Origin of the sequence: Ostreibacterium oceani, from assembly GCF_009362845.1 — a bacterium.
Taxonomy (GTDB): domain Bacteria; phylum Pseudomonadota; class Gammaproteobacteria; order Cardiobacteriales; family Ostreibacteriaceae; genus Ostreibacterium; species Ostreibacterium oceani.
The window spans coordinates 152275-167711 of record NZ_WHNW01000001.1 but is presented as its reverse complement, the minus strand read 5'-3'; the positions used below and the strand labels follow the sequence as shown (position 1 = coordinate 167711).

Sequence of the window (15437 nt, the reverse complement as noted above, 5' to 3'; positions counted from 1 at the left end):
GTTTCATTAACAATCGAATAATTATAGGAAACAAAAATGAGTAAACAAGCAACAAACCTAAACAAAGCCTCCGTGCGAGGCTTTACCCTAATTGAGGTCGCGATTGTCATCGCGATTATCGGGATACTGACGGCAATCGCAATCCCCAGCTATGAAAACTACATGCGCAAAGTCACCCTGAAAAAGATGACCGCCAAAATGCAAGAGGTCGCCTTGGCACTGGAGAAAAACTACGCGATTTGTAATCGATATAATATTAACTGTACAACCCGTGCCGGTTTTTTACCAAATGATTGGAATATTCCTTTGAACGCAGACGGGAGTGGTGGTTATCCAGGCGACGGACGCGCGTGGGGCTATGGTATGCAAGTCAACTTAGCGCGGCATCAATTTATCATTATAGCAACACCAAACGCCAGACAAGGCAGGCACCCATGCCAGATTATATCGCTGGACAGCGATGGCTTTCAGTATGCGGCGGTGACAAGCCCTGGTAATGCGCTCCCTCCCAACTATGCTGCTCCAAATCTAAACGATAGCTATCATTGCTGGAACTAAGCTTGTCTCCTAACAGCTAACCCGCTTCGGCGGGTTTTTTTGTTGCAATTTCTACAATGCAATTTTTAAATCATTTTCTGTAGGGCTTAAATTTGCATTTAGCGGTGATTTAAGCGCGGTTAGCTATTCCTTTATTCGCTAGAATTGTTACAATGGGCGTTTAATTTACCCACGTATCGAATTTTATGCGCAGTCAACAGATTAGGCAGACGTTTTTAGATTTTTTTGCAAACAAAGGACACACCATCGTGCCGAGTGCATCTTTGGTGCCAGGCAATGACAAGACATTGCTGTTTACCAACGCGGGGATGGTGCCGTTCAAAGACGTGTTTTTGGGGCAAGACCAGCGTAGCTACAGCCGCGCGACCACCGCTCAGCGCTGCGTACGCGCAGGTGGTAAACACAATGACCTAGAAAATGTCGGTTATACCGCACGCCATCATACGTTTTTTGAGATGCTGGGTAATTTTTCGTTTGGCGATTATTTTAAAGAAGACGCGATTCGATTTGCGTGGGAACTCGTCACCGAAACCTTTGGATTGCCCCCAGAAAAACTCTGGATAACGGTGTTTGAAGACGATGACGAGGCGTTTGCTATCTGGGCGAAGCAAATCGGCGTACCAGAGAATCGTATCTCACGCATCGGCGCAAAGGATAACTTTTGGCAAATGGGTGATACAGGGCCGTGTGGGCCGTGTTCTGAGATTTTTTATGACCACGGTGAGCATATTTGGGGTGGGCCACCAGGCACCCCCGAAGAAGACGGTGATCGATTTATCGAAATTTGGAATCTGGTGTTTATGCAGTACGACCGCCAAGCGGACGGCGAGTTATTGCCGCTGCCTAAGCCATCGGTTGATACGGGCATGGGGCTAGAGCGGATTGCCGCGATTTTACAGGGCGTGCATGCTAATTACGAAATTGATTTGTTTGTAAACCTCATCGATGCAGCAGGTAAAGCAACGCATACGTCCGATTTGTCTCATAATTCGCTCAAGGTCATCGCTGACCATATTCGCTCGGTGGTGTTTTTGTTGGTCGATGGGGTCGTGCCGTCTAATGAGGGTCGTGGCTATGTATTACGTCGTATTATGCGCCGTGCGATTCGTCATGGCTATAAATTGGGGCAAAAACAACCGTTTTTCTATCGGTTGGTTGAGGCGCTAGTCGCAGAAATGGGGGTTGCTTACCCAGAAATTGCTGAAAATCAAATTCGCATCGAAGAACAAATCCGCCGCGAAGAAGAACGCTTCGGGCGCACGATAAGTGAAGGGATGGATATCCTCGAAAACGATTTGGCGACCCTGACGGGCGATACGATTTCGGGTGAGACCCTGTTTAAACTATACGATACTTATGGTTTTCCCGTTGATTTGACCGCAGACATTGCGCGTGAGCGCAATTTGCAAGTCGATATGGCAGGCTACGAAGCCGCGATGGCGAGACAAGTGGCACAATCCCAAGCCAGCGGTGGGTTTAAGGGCGAGCAGTCATTCAAAACCACCGTCAAAACCGAATTTACAGGATATGAGCAGACACAGGCAACAGCCACGGTGTCAGAGATATTCATTGATTTTCAATCCGTATCCTCGGTGCACAAGGGCGATGCCGTGGTGATTTTGGATAGCACCCCTTTTTATGGCGAATCAGGCGGGCAAATCGGTGATATGGGTGAAATTCGCACGGATGATGCCGTATTTGTGGTGACGGATACGCAAAAACAAGGCGACGCGTTTTTGCATTATGGTTATATGGAAAAAGGCACACTCAACCACGGCGACAAGGTCACTGTGAGTGTTGATTCGGCGCGGCGAGAAGCCATTATGCGCAACCACTCGGCGACGCATTTGCTGCATTCGGCGCTGCGTCGTGTACTGGGACAAACGGTCGAGCAAAAGGGCTCGTTGGTCACCGATGAGCGTCTGCGATTTGACTTTTCCTACGACCAGCCGATTAGTGCGGCTGATTTACAAGCCATCGAGGAGTTGGCCAATGCCGATGTGTTGGCGAATTATCCAGTAAGTGCTGAACAGATGTCACAAGACGCTGCTTTAGATAAAGGCGCAATGGCATTGTTTGGCGAAAAATACGGCGATGTGGTCCGTGTGCTGACGATGGGGCCGCATTCGATTGAGTTATGCGGTGGCACGCACGTCAGTGCTACGGGAAATATTGGGCAAATCGTGGTCACGGCACAGTCGGGCGTTGCCGCTGGTATCCGCCGTATCGAAGCCGTCACAGGTTGGCAAGCGATTCACCACCATCGACAAAAACAGGCGCTGTTGCAATCCATGCTAACCGAGCTCAAAGCGACACCCGATAGTGCATTGAGCAAAATCACACAATTGGTCGCTGAGAAAAAACAACTGCAACAGCAAATCAAACAGCTCAAGCAGCAGGCGCTGACGAGTCAATCGACCGAAGCGGTATTTGAAACACGCCAAGTTAACGGATTTAACGTCATCACGGCATTAATCGAAGGCTATGATGTTGCCGAGCTTAGAGCGCTGGCTGATCAATTGCGCGATAAACATGCCCTTGATTTGGTTGTACTAGCGACCAAAGACGAAGACAAAGCCAAGCTCGTGGTTAGTGTTGCCAAAGCAGCCATTGACAGATTACACGCTGGGCAGATTGTCGGCGAAATTGCCAAACACATTGACGGCAAAGGCGGTGGCAGACCTGATTTTGCCCAAGCGGGCGGCTCACGACCTGAGCAATTACAAAAAGCACTAGCAGCGGTCGATACGTTGCTACAGGCACGATGAATTGAGTAACCACCAAGGGTATCAACTATGGCGATTATTGTACAAAAATACGGCGGCACTTCCGTTGGCACGATTGAGCGGATAAAACACGTCGCCGACCGTGTTATTAAGACGCAACAAGCAGGGCATCAGGTTGTTGTGGTGGTTTCCGCAATGAGCGGTGAGACCAATCGATTGCTGGCATTGGCCAGTGAGATTGCTACGCAAAATAATCCGCGCGAAGTGGATGTGCTGGTGTCCACAGGTGAGCAGGTGACGATAGCCCTGCTAGCAATGGCCATTCAAGCGCGCGGCTTCAAGGCGCGTTCATACACTGGCGGACAAGTACGTATTATCACGGATGATGCCCACTCCAAAGCACGGATTAAGCAAATCGATGACGAAAAAATCCAGCAGGATTTACAAGCCGATACCATTGTTATCGTGGCAGGGTTCCAAGGTACCGATGAGGTAGGCAACATTACCACCTTAGGCCGTGGTGGCTCGGATACGACAGCCGTTGCGCTGGCCGCTGCGTTAAAAGCCGATGAATGTCAGATATACACCGACGTAGATGGCGTTTATACGACAGATCCTCGTATTGAGCCGCAGGCAAAAAAATTAGATAAAATCACCTTCGAAGAAATGCTAGAAATGGCGTCTTTGGGGTCAAAAGTGCTGCAAATTCGAGCGGTTGAATTTGCAGGTAAATACAATGTGCCGTTACGCGTTTTGTCTAGCTTTGAAACAGCGCAGACAGCGGGTTCGGGGACGTTAATTTCTTTGGAGGACGACGACGTGGAAGCACCATTAGTATCTGGTATTGCCTTTAGCCGAGATGAGGCGCAAATTAAAGTCACGAATATCCCTGATAAACCAGGCGCTGCCTTTGTGATTTTGGCATTGGTCTCTGACGCCAATATCGAGGTTGATATGATTGTGCAAAATGCCAGTCATCAAGGCATTGCCAACCTGACGTTTACCGTGCCGCGTGGCGACTATCAGCGTGTCGTTGATATTCTCCACCAAGCCAAAGATATTTTGGGGGACAGTGAAATCATTGGCGATGACACCATTGTCAAGGTGTCTTTGGTCGGTGTCGGCATGCGTAGTCATGCAGGCGTTGCAACCAAAATGTTCCAAATTTTGGCAAATGAAAATATCAATATCAAATTGATTTCGACCTCTGAAATTAAAATTTCAACGGTGATTGACGAAAAATATCTAGAACTCGCCGTTCGTGCCTTGCACAAAGGGTTTGGCCTAGCGCAATAACACAACAATTGATACGATAAGCAAGTGACGATGATTTGGGTAATTTCTCTACTTGATGAATGGCTTATCTGCGCATATCGCTGACGCAAGGTCAATAACCCTGATGAATGTGTCTGTGACAGAGATGGTTGTTGCGGTTATCGTTGCAGGCATCGTTGCATCCGTCACGGCTTTCATTACGTGGGGTTGGATTAAGTATAGCCACCGTAAACGATTGCTGGACCTGCCCAATGCCCGCTCAAGCCACCAAATCGCAACACCGCGTGGCGGTGGCATTGCAATCGTGGTTGCCGCAGTAGGGGTTTTTTTATGGGGTATGCTCTGGTATAAAACAACCGAATTGTTGCCAATAACGGCTGCAATGCTCATTGCGGCCATAACAGGCTGGCTGGATGATCGGCATCAATTGACCGCAAAAGTCAAATTGATACTGACGATACTCGCTGTTTGTCCATTGATTGTTGGTGGGCTAATACGGTCTGATCAGCTACAGTTAATCGTTTGGGCGTTACCCGTTGTGATACCGCTTTGGTTGCTAGGGATAGTCGCGTTGTTGGGGCTGACTTGGGTGGTGAACCTGACGAATTTTATGGACGGTATTAATGGCATTACCGTGCTGCAAACGATATTTTTGCTGCTTGCGCTGATTATCCTCACGTGGATCGAGGCACTACCGCTATCGTCTACTTATCTAATGGTATTTATCTATTTGTTAGTGAGTTGCTTCGTGTTTTTGCCGTTTAATTTTCCCCGCGCGCAGGTTTTTTTGGGCGATGTTGGCAGCCTGAGTCTGGGGGTATTATTTGCTTGGCTCTTTGTGGTTGTGACGCAAGCACATGCTGCGGGCTGGTGGGTCATGCTAATTCTCTACGCGGTATTTTGGGTTGACGCAACGGTGACGCTTGTCAGGCGGTTTGTCGCAGGCAAGTCGCTTTTTGAAGCGCACCGTAGCCACGCGTATCAACAGTTGGCAAATCGTATTTTTGATTCGCATACCAAGGCCAGTCTGTTATTATTGGGTATTAATGTGGGTTGGTTGCTGCCGATGGCTTATGGGAGTTTGTTAGCGACTTATCCGCTGATTTGGTTTGTTGTCGCGGTATTGCCCGTGTTTGTATTGGTCATTTGCTTACGCGCTGGGGTGGATGATTGTGAGCGGGGTCTTTGAGCATGCAACCGCCGCAGTCAAATGAGCCGTGCAGCGAAAAGCGCAACAATCACCCCATCATTGTGACCTTTGATACCGTCAGTGCAACGGATGACGCGATAAAAAATGCCACTATCGAATCCCTGTTTGATTGCATGGCACAACTACAATTGTTAGGTAAAAATGTCCTGTTTGCGAAGCAAAACCGTTGTTTTGATATTGATACACCAGGCAAAGACAGTGAGCGTCTTTTTCAGGCAGGCTTAGACTATGTGATGCTGGTGACGGATAAGCAGCATTATCTGAAATCGCGCGAACGGCTATCGGAGCAGCTACCGCTAAACGCCTATGATTGGGTCGTACAGGAAAATCGAGTGTATCCAGAAACGGCGTTGGTCTCCGTTATCGCTAACGGTAGCGATGACGGTAGCGATGACGGTAGCGATGACGGTAGCGATGACGGTAGCGATGACGGTAGCGATGAAGCGGGTGAAAATAGGGGTAATGCATGGTGTCTGACAGCAAAACGCTTGCTACCCAGCGATACGTCAGCTCAAGACGATGACACAACAGTATCAACCCAAAAAACCCAATCGACGACGTATCCAGCGATGCAAACGCGCGTTTTTCAAACGATGCCAGCATTAATTGCTTGGCTAGAGACGAATTGATATAAAATAGCAGAAAATAAGAGAAACGAGCGATTACTATGTCTCAAAATAATGCATCCCAAAATAAAGCACCGCCAATACATTGTGATTTTGATCCTGCTGCGATTACGATTGCGCAAGCAAAAGCCGTCATCAAAGAAAAAGTATCACCGCTTACAGACAGTCAGTGGGTTGCATTGCGACAGGCAACAGGGCGTGTTTTGGCTAAGGATATTGCCGCACCTGCCGACCACCCACCGACAGATAATTCAGCAATGGATGGCTATGCGGTCATTGCTGCTGATGTTAATTCGGCTGAGGGCAGCGCAGGGGCGATGTTGACAGTTGTTGGCGATGCCTTTGCAGGCAGTCCGTTTACAGGCACGTTGCAACGCGGGCAAGCCGTGCGTATTATGACGGGCGGCGTGATTCCCAAAGGCGCCGATGCCGTCGTGATGCAAGAGGAAACCGAAATGGCTACCGAAATGGCTACCGAAGAGACAGTGGAGATAAATGCCGCTGTCAAAATCGGGCAAAATATACGTTTGCAAGGCGAAAATCTGCGCCGTGGTGAAGTATTATTGACCGCTGGCACACAGCTTTGCCCTGCGAGCATTGGGCTGCTAGCAACGATGGGCATCGCTGAAGTCCCTGTGGTGCGTAAAATTCGCGTTGCCATTATCTCGACAGGTGATGAATTGCAGCCCATAGGCAGTGACTTAGCACATGGGAATATTTATGATTCGAATCGTTATATGCTCATTGCGCTATTAACTGATCCGCGATTTGAGGTGATTGAAAAAGGCACTTTGGCAGACCAGCAAGCACTGATAGAGAAAACTTTAGTTGAAGCCAGTCAACAAGCCGATGTCATTATCACAACAGGCGGTGTGTCTGTGGGTGAAGCAGACTGGATAAAGGATTGCGTGACACGCGCGGGTGAGTTGATTTTTTGGAAAGCAGCGATTAAGCCAGGGCGACCGATTACGTTTGGACGTTTGGGTCAGGCGTGGTTTTTTGGATTGCCGGGTAATCCCGTTTCGGTGATGATTACGTTTCAGCAGTTTGTTTTGCTAGCGCTGGAGCAGTTGATGGGTCAGCAATCAGTACCGAGTTTGACGATAAAGGCAAAAACCACCACACCACTCAAAAAACGACCAGGGCGAACCGAGTTTCAGCGCGGTTGGTTTTTTTACGATGAAAATGGGCAAGCCTGTGTCGAGTCGACGGGTGACCAAGGCTCGGGCATCCTAAGCTCGGTGCAACGTGCCAATTGTATGATTGTGTTAGCAACAGACCAAGGCAGTGTGGGGGTAGGCGAATGGGTGAGTATTCAGCCTAATCGTTAAATAATTTTAATTGTTGTTGGCTTGATTTTTTCAAAAAAAATCGCATGATAACGAAATATTAACTACATAAATGAGACAATCAAAATGAAAGCAATCACCTTATTAGTCGCAACCAACTTAGCGGTCATGTTAATGATTAGCGTTGTCGTCAAAGTCTTGGGATTAGAACCCATGCTACAACAAAATGGGCTAAATTTGACCAGTTTGTTTCTGATTTCTGCGGTATTTGGCTTTGCTGGGTCGTTTTTTTCATTGCTGATGTCGAAAAACATGGCAAAACGTTCGATGGGCGTTCAAGTGATTAACGAACCAAGCAACCAAGTCGAGGCATGGATTTATAATACGGTCAAATCACAATCTGATGCACTCGGTATCAAAATGCCAGAGGTGGGGATTTTTGATTCGCCTGCGCCCAATGCCTTTGCAACGGGTGCGAGCAAAAACAACTCATTGGTTGCCGTTTCTACTGGGCTCTTGCAAGTCATGACCAAAGACGAAGTCGAAGCCGTTATCGGGCATGAGATGGCGCACGTCAATAATGGTGATATGGTGACCTCTACGTTACTACAGGGCGTGCTGAATACGTTTGTCTTTTTCTTTGCGAGAATTATCGCCAGCGTATTAAGTAGTGGGCGTGATGGGCAGCAGTCCAGTGGTTCGTATTTTATGGTAATGATGGTGATGCAGATGGTATTAGGGTTGTTTGCCTCGATGATTGTGATGTGGTTTTCGCGCTATCGCGAATTCAAAGCCGACCTTGGCGGTGCGCAATTAACCTCGGCAACCAGCATGGCAAATGCATTGCGCGCCTTAATGCGTGTCAAAGAGCAAAATATACCGACGGCATTGCCTGATAGAATGGCGGCTTTTGGGATTACGGCGTTTGGTGGATTATTGTCCACGCACCCGCCGCTAGAAAAACGCATCGCTGCCTTAGAAAATAACCCTATTCGTTGAGTACCCTATTCGTTGGGTAATTAGGAGTTTTTAGATAATATGATGCCTTCAGGTAATGCCTTGGAAAAAATGACCTATAACCAGGAGATTAAGGCGCTCTTGTTGTCATGTGATTTGCCTGTCGCTGATTTACAACAGGATAACCGGGTTTGTTTTTTTGGCATACGCCATGAGGGGAGTCTGTTAGGCGTGATTGGGGTTGAGGTGTGTGGTGATTTTGGATTGCTGCGCTCATTGGCGATTGCCTCTTCTCATAGGAACAAGGGGCTTGGAAAAAGGTTAGTTTCCTTTGCTGAGAAGTGGGCAATGCAGGTTGAGTTAAAGGCATTGTATCTGCTGACAACTGAGGCAGATAGTTTCTTTGGACGATTAGGCTATGAGCGATGGCCTCGATCGGCGGCCCCAAGCCGTATTACAGAGACACCGCAATTTTCAACCTTATGTCCAGATGCGGCGATTTTCATGCATAAAGGGCTAGGTATTAGCCCAAGGTCGAATGAAAGCGTCCAATAACGATAGGATAAATAGGCGTCTTGATACTGACGCTACAGGAATATCAGTCGAAAGGCACTGATTGAACGGGCGCTTAAAATCAAACCAGCAACACAAAAAGACCACAAAAATAGCTGTGTTTTGTATTTTGCGTGCTAAAATAACTCCCCTTTTAGCTTTGTGAATGATAGCATGCGAATAGGGATTCTACAGTGTGACGATGTTCGGTCCACGCTCAGCGCCCAGTTTGGGGAGTACCCAGACATGATCAAAAAGCACCTCAGTGCAGTAGACGATCATTTTGATTATACGGTTTATAAAGCCCATGAGGGCATTCTACCCGACAGCATAGACGAGTGCGACGGCTATATGATAACAGGCAGCCGTTGTAGTGTGGTTAAACACGATGAGCTATGGATTAATCAACTGATTGGCTTTGTTGCCAAACTGCATAAGGCCAAAATAAAGACGATTGGTATTTGTTTTGGTCATCAAGTCATTGCCGAAGCAACGGGTGGAAAAGTCGAACGCGCCGACTGCGGTTGGCAGATTGGGGTGCATGAATTTACTATTTGTGAGCCAGCTTGGTTTATGCAGCCAGCCGCGACAAGTTTTTATGTACCGATGTTTTGTGAAGATCAAGTGGGGTCGCTAGGGTCCGATGCGACGGTTTTGGCCAAAGGCAAGTGCTGTGAATTTGGTCTGGTACTATACGGCGAACATATGCTGACGATTCAAGGCCACCCTGAATTTTCCAAAGCGTTTGCCAAAGGACTGCTAAACGTACGTCAGGATGAGTTTCCTTCTAAACGCTATGAAATCGGATCCGAATCTTTTGCGCAAAACACCATTGATTCTATGCTCATTTTTCAGTGGTTCGCACAGTTTTTGACGCAAGCAAAAGTACCAAGACAGCCGGATGATAATCCGTTTTTGCCAGTCTGATTGGTTGATTGTACTGCCTGCTGCCCCATGAAAGCGAGTCTATGAAAGCAAGGCTATGAAAGCGAGTCCATGAAAAACATTTAGCCGCGTGCTGATTTGCAGTATAATGGTGTTATCACAAATAATAACCTTTTTTTATGCCTGAAAATCCATTGTCTAATCAATTGCCTAACCAATTGGCTAATCGAGAAAAGCTGCCTATTCTGACTATTTTGCACCGTGCTTGTGGTGATATGGGAAAAATTGGTCAATTTTTGACTGATCAAGGGTATGATATTGATGTGCGCTGTATCATAGAAGGCGATGAGCTGCCCGATGCAAACGACTATGCGGGCGTGGTGGTTTTTGGCGGTGTTATGTCGGCAAACGATTGTCAAACCATCGACGGCATACGACAAGAAATTGAATGGATACCCTCAGTGATTGCGGCTGGCGTGCCGTATTTAGGCATCTGCTTAGGCGCACAACTATTGGCGCGTGCTTTGGGTGCTGGCGTGACGAAAAAGCCCGATGAATCGATTGAAATTGGCTGTCATCACGTTCGACCTACCCGACAGAACTGTAGTTTGTTACCAGCACAAGGGTTGCGGTTTTATCAGTGGCATTTAGAAGGATTTAGCATCCCTGAAAGTTGCGAGCGGCTAGCGGAGAGCGATAATTTCCCTAACCAAGCATTTATGCTAAATCCACAGACGATTGGGTTGCAGTTTCATCCTGAGGCGACACGAGAGATGATAGACTGCTGGGTGCAGCGTGAATCCCATTTGTTAGCATTGCCTGGGGCGCAATCCTACAAAACACAAATTGAGCTTTATCAAGAGAGTTCGCCTGCCGTTGAAGCGTGGCTGTCACAATTTTTGCCGCGTTGGCTCGCGGCTTAAATCTCGACCTGCGATATGCGTTCGTTTAGTCAAGTGGTGGTTGAGGGATTGATTTGCAGTGCGTAGTGACTGGCAATGAAAGGATAAGTGTTTACGTTTAGAGCACGGTCGTCTCTAAGTTATCATCAACAAATAGCAAGGCTTTCAAAAGATAGTCCTATTTTTATGAGTCAATAATAGGCTGCGTATAGCGGAAAATTAAACCGCCCATTGGATGATTTTCTAAAGTAATTGTTCCCGCATGAGCGTTGGCGATTTCTTGACACAGTGTCAATCCCAAACCACTGCCTTTCTCGCCTGTTTGTTCTATTCGATAAAATGGAGCGAATACTTTCTTAAGCTCATGCTGTGAAATACCTGGGCCATTATCGGCAATCGTCATCACGAGATGTTTTTGCTTTTTTTCCAATGTTATCTCAATGACGCCTCCCTCTGGGATATAACGGATTGCATTGACCAAAGCATTTTCGACAAGCTGTTCAAGACTATGGTTGATATTCTCAACCACTGCGTCAGTGGTGCGAAGCAAGGTTAAGTGAATATTTTTTTCATTAATTAATGGGTATAATTGTTCAACTACTTGAGTCAGCACTGAAATGAATTTGACTTGACTGGTTGCTCGACTAGATTGATTTTGAAATCTCGCCAAATCTAATAATTGATCAACTAATCGTTGCATACGGTTAATCCCTTGGCGCACTAGGCTCATTTGTTGATTTTTGCTCTCGGGTGTATTCTCTTGTTCCATATTATCAACCAACAAAGATAATCCAGCTAACGGTGTACGTAACTCATGAGAGGCGTCTGCGATAAATCGTTGTTGTTGTTCGATACTTTGTTGAGTGCGGTAAAGCAAACGATTAATTGCCTCAATAAAAGGTGATATTTCGCTAGGGATATTATTTGTCGGTAGTGCGGTCAATTTATCAGCTGTTTGTTTATCGAGTAAATTCGCTAGATTCGCTATAGGCTTTAGTCGCAGAGTAATCATAAATATCACCAAGGCCATAATGAAAAAAGCCAAAAAAGCACTAGAAAGCAACGCGCTAAACGCATTGGCCAAAGCGATTTCATTACGTAATTCAGTTTCTTGAGCGACTAAAAATCGTTGGCCCGCTTGGTTGCTTCTTACATAAATTCGCCAATGATCATCGAATAGCCGAACCGTGTCGAAGCCATTGGGTAAATTCGGTGAGATACCCGCGCGCTGAGTCAACTCTTTGGAAATAATTTGCACAATAAACATGCTATCATCATAATCGTAGCCCAATTTTTGTGTTATTGGTATCTCCGAGTTCGCGACTAAGTTAGCCAAGTTTTTTAACATATCATCTTGAACTTCGCGCGCTTCGAAATAACTCATTGTGCCAGCCACCAATCCGACTACCGAAGAAACAATCAACGTAATGATGATTGTCCATTGGGTTAACTCACGTCGCAGCGATTGTTTTAGCTTTGTTTTCGGCTGATCATCCATCCCATTCCTCTAATGTTGCTAATGCTGTCTTTGCCTAGTTTTTTACGCAGTGCATGGATAATAAACTCTACCGCATTGCTTGAAACTTCCTCACTCCATCCATAAAGCTGTTCCTCTAAGTAGTTCCTATTTAAAAGGCGATCAGGATTGCTCATAAACAAACGAATCATAGCGAACTCACGGGCTGAAAGTGCAATAGGGTCACCATTTTGATACAAAACCCCTTTGGCCGCATCTAGTGTCAAGTCGTTACACGTTAATGTTGCACTGCTCGCCTCTTGCCCGCGTCGGATTATCGCACGGATACGTGCTTGTAACTCTGCAACGCGAAAAGGCTTGATGAGATAATCATCTGCACCGGCGTCTAAACCTTGAATGCGTTGTTCGACGGCATCGCGTGCAGTAATGATGATTACAGGAATGTGATTACGATTGCTACGAATCTCTTTCAAGACTTTTAGCCCATCGATTTTGGGTAGCCCTAAATCAAGTAAGATTAAATGATAATCTTGTGTAGAAGCTGCCAATAACCCTGACTGTCCATCGCTAACCCAATCAACCGAATAATGCGTGTCTTTTAAAGCCTGCTCGATTGCGGTCCCTATTAAAGAATCATCTTCAATCAATAAAATGCGCATCATTTATTCCGATATTAATCGCTATATTAACGGTCAATATTTATTAATTCGCTTTTCCATCAATGCTTTGATAGAAAAAGTAGTCGTCAGTATGAGTGCAAACATCAAAATAAATAAACTGAGAAATACACCGCTGGCTAAAAGGATAGTTCCTAAAGTCGTCACAAAAAGCTTTTCTTTAAATGCCAAGTTTTTCCAGCTAGCTTTGATGTATTGTTGATAATTTATGGTGTTTTTCATTATGCTTTTCTCTGTGATGATTGGTTTGCCCGCTAATTTTTAGCGGGCGACTCTTTAATAAGCAATACGTGAAATGGTTAATCGTTATCGATTTCTTTGTCTAAAATCTTACCATCTATCGCTGAGATTTCATATTCATAGGCTATACTATCGTTTGTAAGCAATTCAACTTCCCAGACTAATCGATTGTCATCTTTGCTCAACTCTACGCCAAAAACCTGCCCTGAGGTATCATCCAGTGCTATTTGCATTGCTTGATTAATATCAATTTTAACCTCTGACAATAAATGCATTACTGAATGCCCATTTTTGTCACCATAATCCTTTTTATGGTAATCAGAAGCCACGGCCGTCGCCGCACCACTTAAAATGACTAAACCTAATGTTGCTGCTAAAATATGTTTGCTATTTTTCATTATTAATGCACTCCTAAAAATTGATTGTTTTTTAAATGATAGCGCTGTATTACAACGCTATGGGTATAGTTTAATCGTCAATACTTAGGGCAAACTTAGGGGCTGCCTATTTTTTGGATTTTTTTATGTTCAAATACATTCTGGACTGTTCCAGTCTAGAATAGCGTAGTACGCTCATTCTCCCATTTTTAGCTGCACTTTGCTAGGACGCTGCGCCGATGGCTAAGCACTCAGTGATGGAGGTTGATTGATCTTTGTAGGGCTTGACTGTAAATTGTAATTAGTCGTGCAAAGGTTTGATGGTTTATCTTGTTGCAAACTCATTGTTACGGCGCATGACTGAAACGGGCGTTAACAGTTTGAACTTGCATGGGAATATAAATAACCCAATTGTTTAATTTTTTGCTATATTAATCGCCCTAAATCATCACCATCACCATCATTTAAACGGCATAGCTAGGGCGCTCTGGGGCTTTGGTCACTATTCTTGTAATAATTTGGCGTGGCGATACGCATAGTACGTAATGCCACTGACGAGGGCAATCGTGAGTAGGCCAAATAAAATCCCCACACTAATGACGCTAATGCCTGCTTTGATAAGGAAGATGTAGAGCGCTAATAAAACGAGCATGGCGAGGTTGTCGATTAAATTTTGAATCGCAACGGCGCGTCCGCCGCCAATTAACCGATGTCCTTGACGTTGCAGCAGAGCGTTTAATGGGATTAAAAACACGCCGCCACTGATGCCAATGCAAATTAAAAAGAAATAACTCGCAGAGAGGGTTTGGCTAAGCATAAGCCCAGACAATAAAACCCCCATGCCGACCCCAGAGAAAATAGCGCGTTTTGCATATCTAAGCGGGATGAAACTGGCCAATCCTGCGCCAATGACAACCCCAATTGCAACCATGGCATTGAGTATGGCAGGGGTTTTATTATCCGTGATTTGTAGCGCGATGGGTACCCAAGCGACGAGCAAAAAGCGCATGGTAACGCCAACACCATAAAAAATACCCGTGCCGAGCAACGCGATACGTGCGGTTTTATCTCGCCAAAGCAAGCTAAAATCTTGCGCAAAGGACCTCAATAGCGGCAAAAATTGAATGGGCTGAGGCCGTTCGGGTGGGGTTTTGGGGATATAGATATTACTAAATGCAGCCAGTGCATAAATACTCGCAGTCAGTCCAATAACCAGCCAAAACTGACCTTGTTGTACCGCAAAATCAGCGAGCAGGCCGCCGAGGACAACGCCAGTTAAAATGGCAACGATGGTCGAGCCTTCTATTAGCGCATTGGCTTTGACTAAAAACGCCTCGCCTGTGATTTCTTTGAGTATGCCGTATTTAGCAGGAGAATAAATCGCCGCCCCAATACCAACAATGGTGTAGCTAATAAAGGCATTACCGCCTGCCAATAAAAAAATGACGCCAGCCAATTTAAGTAAATTACCCGCCATCATCACACGATTTTTAGCAATGCTATCGGCGATAGCACCAACAAAAGGCGCGAGTATAATAAACGCCATGAGAAAGACTTGCTGTATCATGGGGATATGCCAGTTTGGCGCTTGTGACTCTTTGAGTATGCCTAGAATGAGAAAGAGCAAAATATTATCCGCTAGCGCAGATAAAAATTGGGCAATAACGACAAAAATCATACAGAATT

At 45.9% G+C, this 15437-nt stretch carries 15 protein-coding genes; 10 read left to right on the top strand and 5 right to left on the bottom strand.

Going from position 1 to position 15437, the window contains the following annotated elements:
* Window positions 1-36 precede the first annotated feature (36 nt).
* The 10 genes from GCU85_RS00755 to GCU85_RS00710 all read left to right on the top strand — a co-directional run bounded on the left by GCU85_RS00755 (window position 37) and on the right by GCU85_RS00710 (window position 11001).
* Window positions 37-558, top strand: coding sequence for a prepilin-type N-terminal cleavage/methylation domain-containing protein (locus tag GCU85_RS00755; protein WP_152808340.1), 522 nt, complete (start codon window positions 37-39; stop codon window positions 556-558).
* A gap of 185 nt (window positions 559-743) precedes the next feature.
* Entirely contained in the window at window positions 744-3326 is a 2583-nt protein-coding gene (gene alaS, locus GCU85_RS00750) for an alanine--tRNA ligase (RefSeq protein WP_152808339.1), read from the top strand.
* Window positions 3327-3353: 27 nt separating this feature from the next.
* A complete protein-coding gene (locus GCU85_RS00745) occupies window positions 3354-4580 on the top strand; it encodes an aspartate kinase (protein ID WP_152808337.1) in 1227 nt (408 codons plus the stop codon).
* Between the two features lie 55 nt (window positions 4581-4635).
* Window positions 4636-5748, top strand: coding sequence for an MraY family glycosyltransferase (locus GCU85_RS00740; RefSeq protein WP_152808335.1), 1113 nt, complete (start codon window positions 4636-4638; stop codon window positions 5746-5748).
* A 2-nt stretch (window positions 5749-5750) separates the two neighbouring features.
* Entirely contained in the window at window positions 5751-6398 is a 648-nt protein-coding gene (locus tag GCU85_RS00735; RefSeq protein WP_152808332.1) for a P-loop NTPase family protein, read from the top strand.
* Between the two features lie 38 nt (window positions 6399-6436).
* Window positions 6437-7726 carry a molybdopterin molybdotransferase MoeA gene (gene moeA, locus GCU85_RS00730; RefSeq protein WP_152808330.1) on the top strand — a complete coding sequence of 430 codons (1290 nt, stop codon included), beginning with the start codon at window positions 6437-6439 and terminating at the stop codon, window positions 7724-7726.
* Window positions 7727-7810: 84 nt separating this feature from the next.
* Window positions 7811-8683, top strand: coding sequence for a protease HtpX (gene htpX, locus GCU85_RS00725; protein ID WP_152808328.1), 873 nt, complete (start codon window positions 7811-7813; stop codon window positions 8681-8683).
* 69 nt (window positions 8684-8752) lie between these two features.
* Window positions 8753-9196 carry an arsenic resistance N-acetyltransferase ArsN2 gene (arsN2, locus tag GCU85_RS00720; protein ID WP_218110450.1) on the top strand — a complete coding sequence of 148 codons (444 nt, stop codon included), beginning with the start codon at window positions 8753-8755 and terminating at the stop codon, window positions 9194-9196.
* A gap of 243 nt (window positions 9197-9439) precedes the next feature.
* On the top strand, window positions 9440-10120 hold the full coding sequence (locus GCU85_RS00715) for a type 1 glutamine amidotransferase (protein WP_218110449.1): 681 nt from the start codon (window positions 9440-9442) through the stop codon (window positions 10118-10120).
* 137 nt (window positions 10121-10257) lie between these two features.
* Window positions 10258-11001 carry a glutamine amidotransferase-related protein gene (locus GCU85_RS00710; protein WP_152808322.1) on the top strand — a complete coding sequence of 248 codons (744 nt, stop codon included), beginning with the start codon at window positions 10258-10260 and terminating at the stop codon, window positions 10999-11001.
* A gap of 163 nt (window positions 11002-11164) precedes the next feature.
* On the opposite strand, the gene GCU85_RS00705 is transcribed toward GCU85_RS00710, so the two are convergent.
* The 5 genes from GCU85_RS00705 to lplT all read right to left on the bottom strand — a co-directional run bounded on the left by GCU85_RS00705 (window position 11165) and on the right by lplT (window position 15429).
* Complete coding sequence (locus GCU85_RS00705) at window positions 11165-12478, bottom strand: ATP-binding protein (RefSeq protein WP_152808320.1); 1314 nt, start codon at window positions 12476-12478, stop codon at window positions 11165-11167.
* Complete coding sequence (locus GCU85_RS00700) at window positions 12451-13116, bottom strand: response regulator transcription factor (protein ID WP_152808664.1); 666 nt, start codon at window positions 13114-13116, stop codon at window positions 12451-12453. Before GCU85_RS00700 ends, GCU85_RS00705 begins: the two co-directional genes overlap by 28 nt.
* A gap of 33 nt (window positions 13117-13149) precedes the next feature.
* On the bottom strand, window positions 13150-13356 hold the full coding sequence (locus GCU85_RS00695; protein ID WP_152808317.1) for a hypothetical protein: 207 nt from the start codon (window positions 13354-13356) through the stop codon (window positions 13150-13152).
* A 77-nt stretch (window positions 13357-13433) separates the two neighbouring features.
* Entirely contained in the window at window positions 13434-13772 is a 339-nt protein-coding gene (locus GCU85_RS00690) for a PepSY domain-containing protein (RefSeq protein WP_152808315.1), read from the bottom strand.
* 481 nt (window positions 13773-14253) lie between these two features.
* Complete coding sequence (gene lplT, locus GCU85_RS00685) at window positions 14254-15429, bottom strand: lysophospholipid transporter LplT (RefSeq protein ID WP_152808313.1); 1176 nt, start codon at window positions 15427-15429, stop codon at window positions 14254-14256.
* Window positions 15430-15437: the final 8 nt, after the last annotated feature.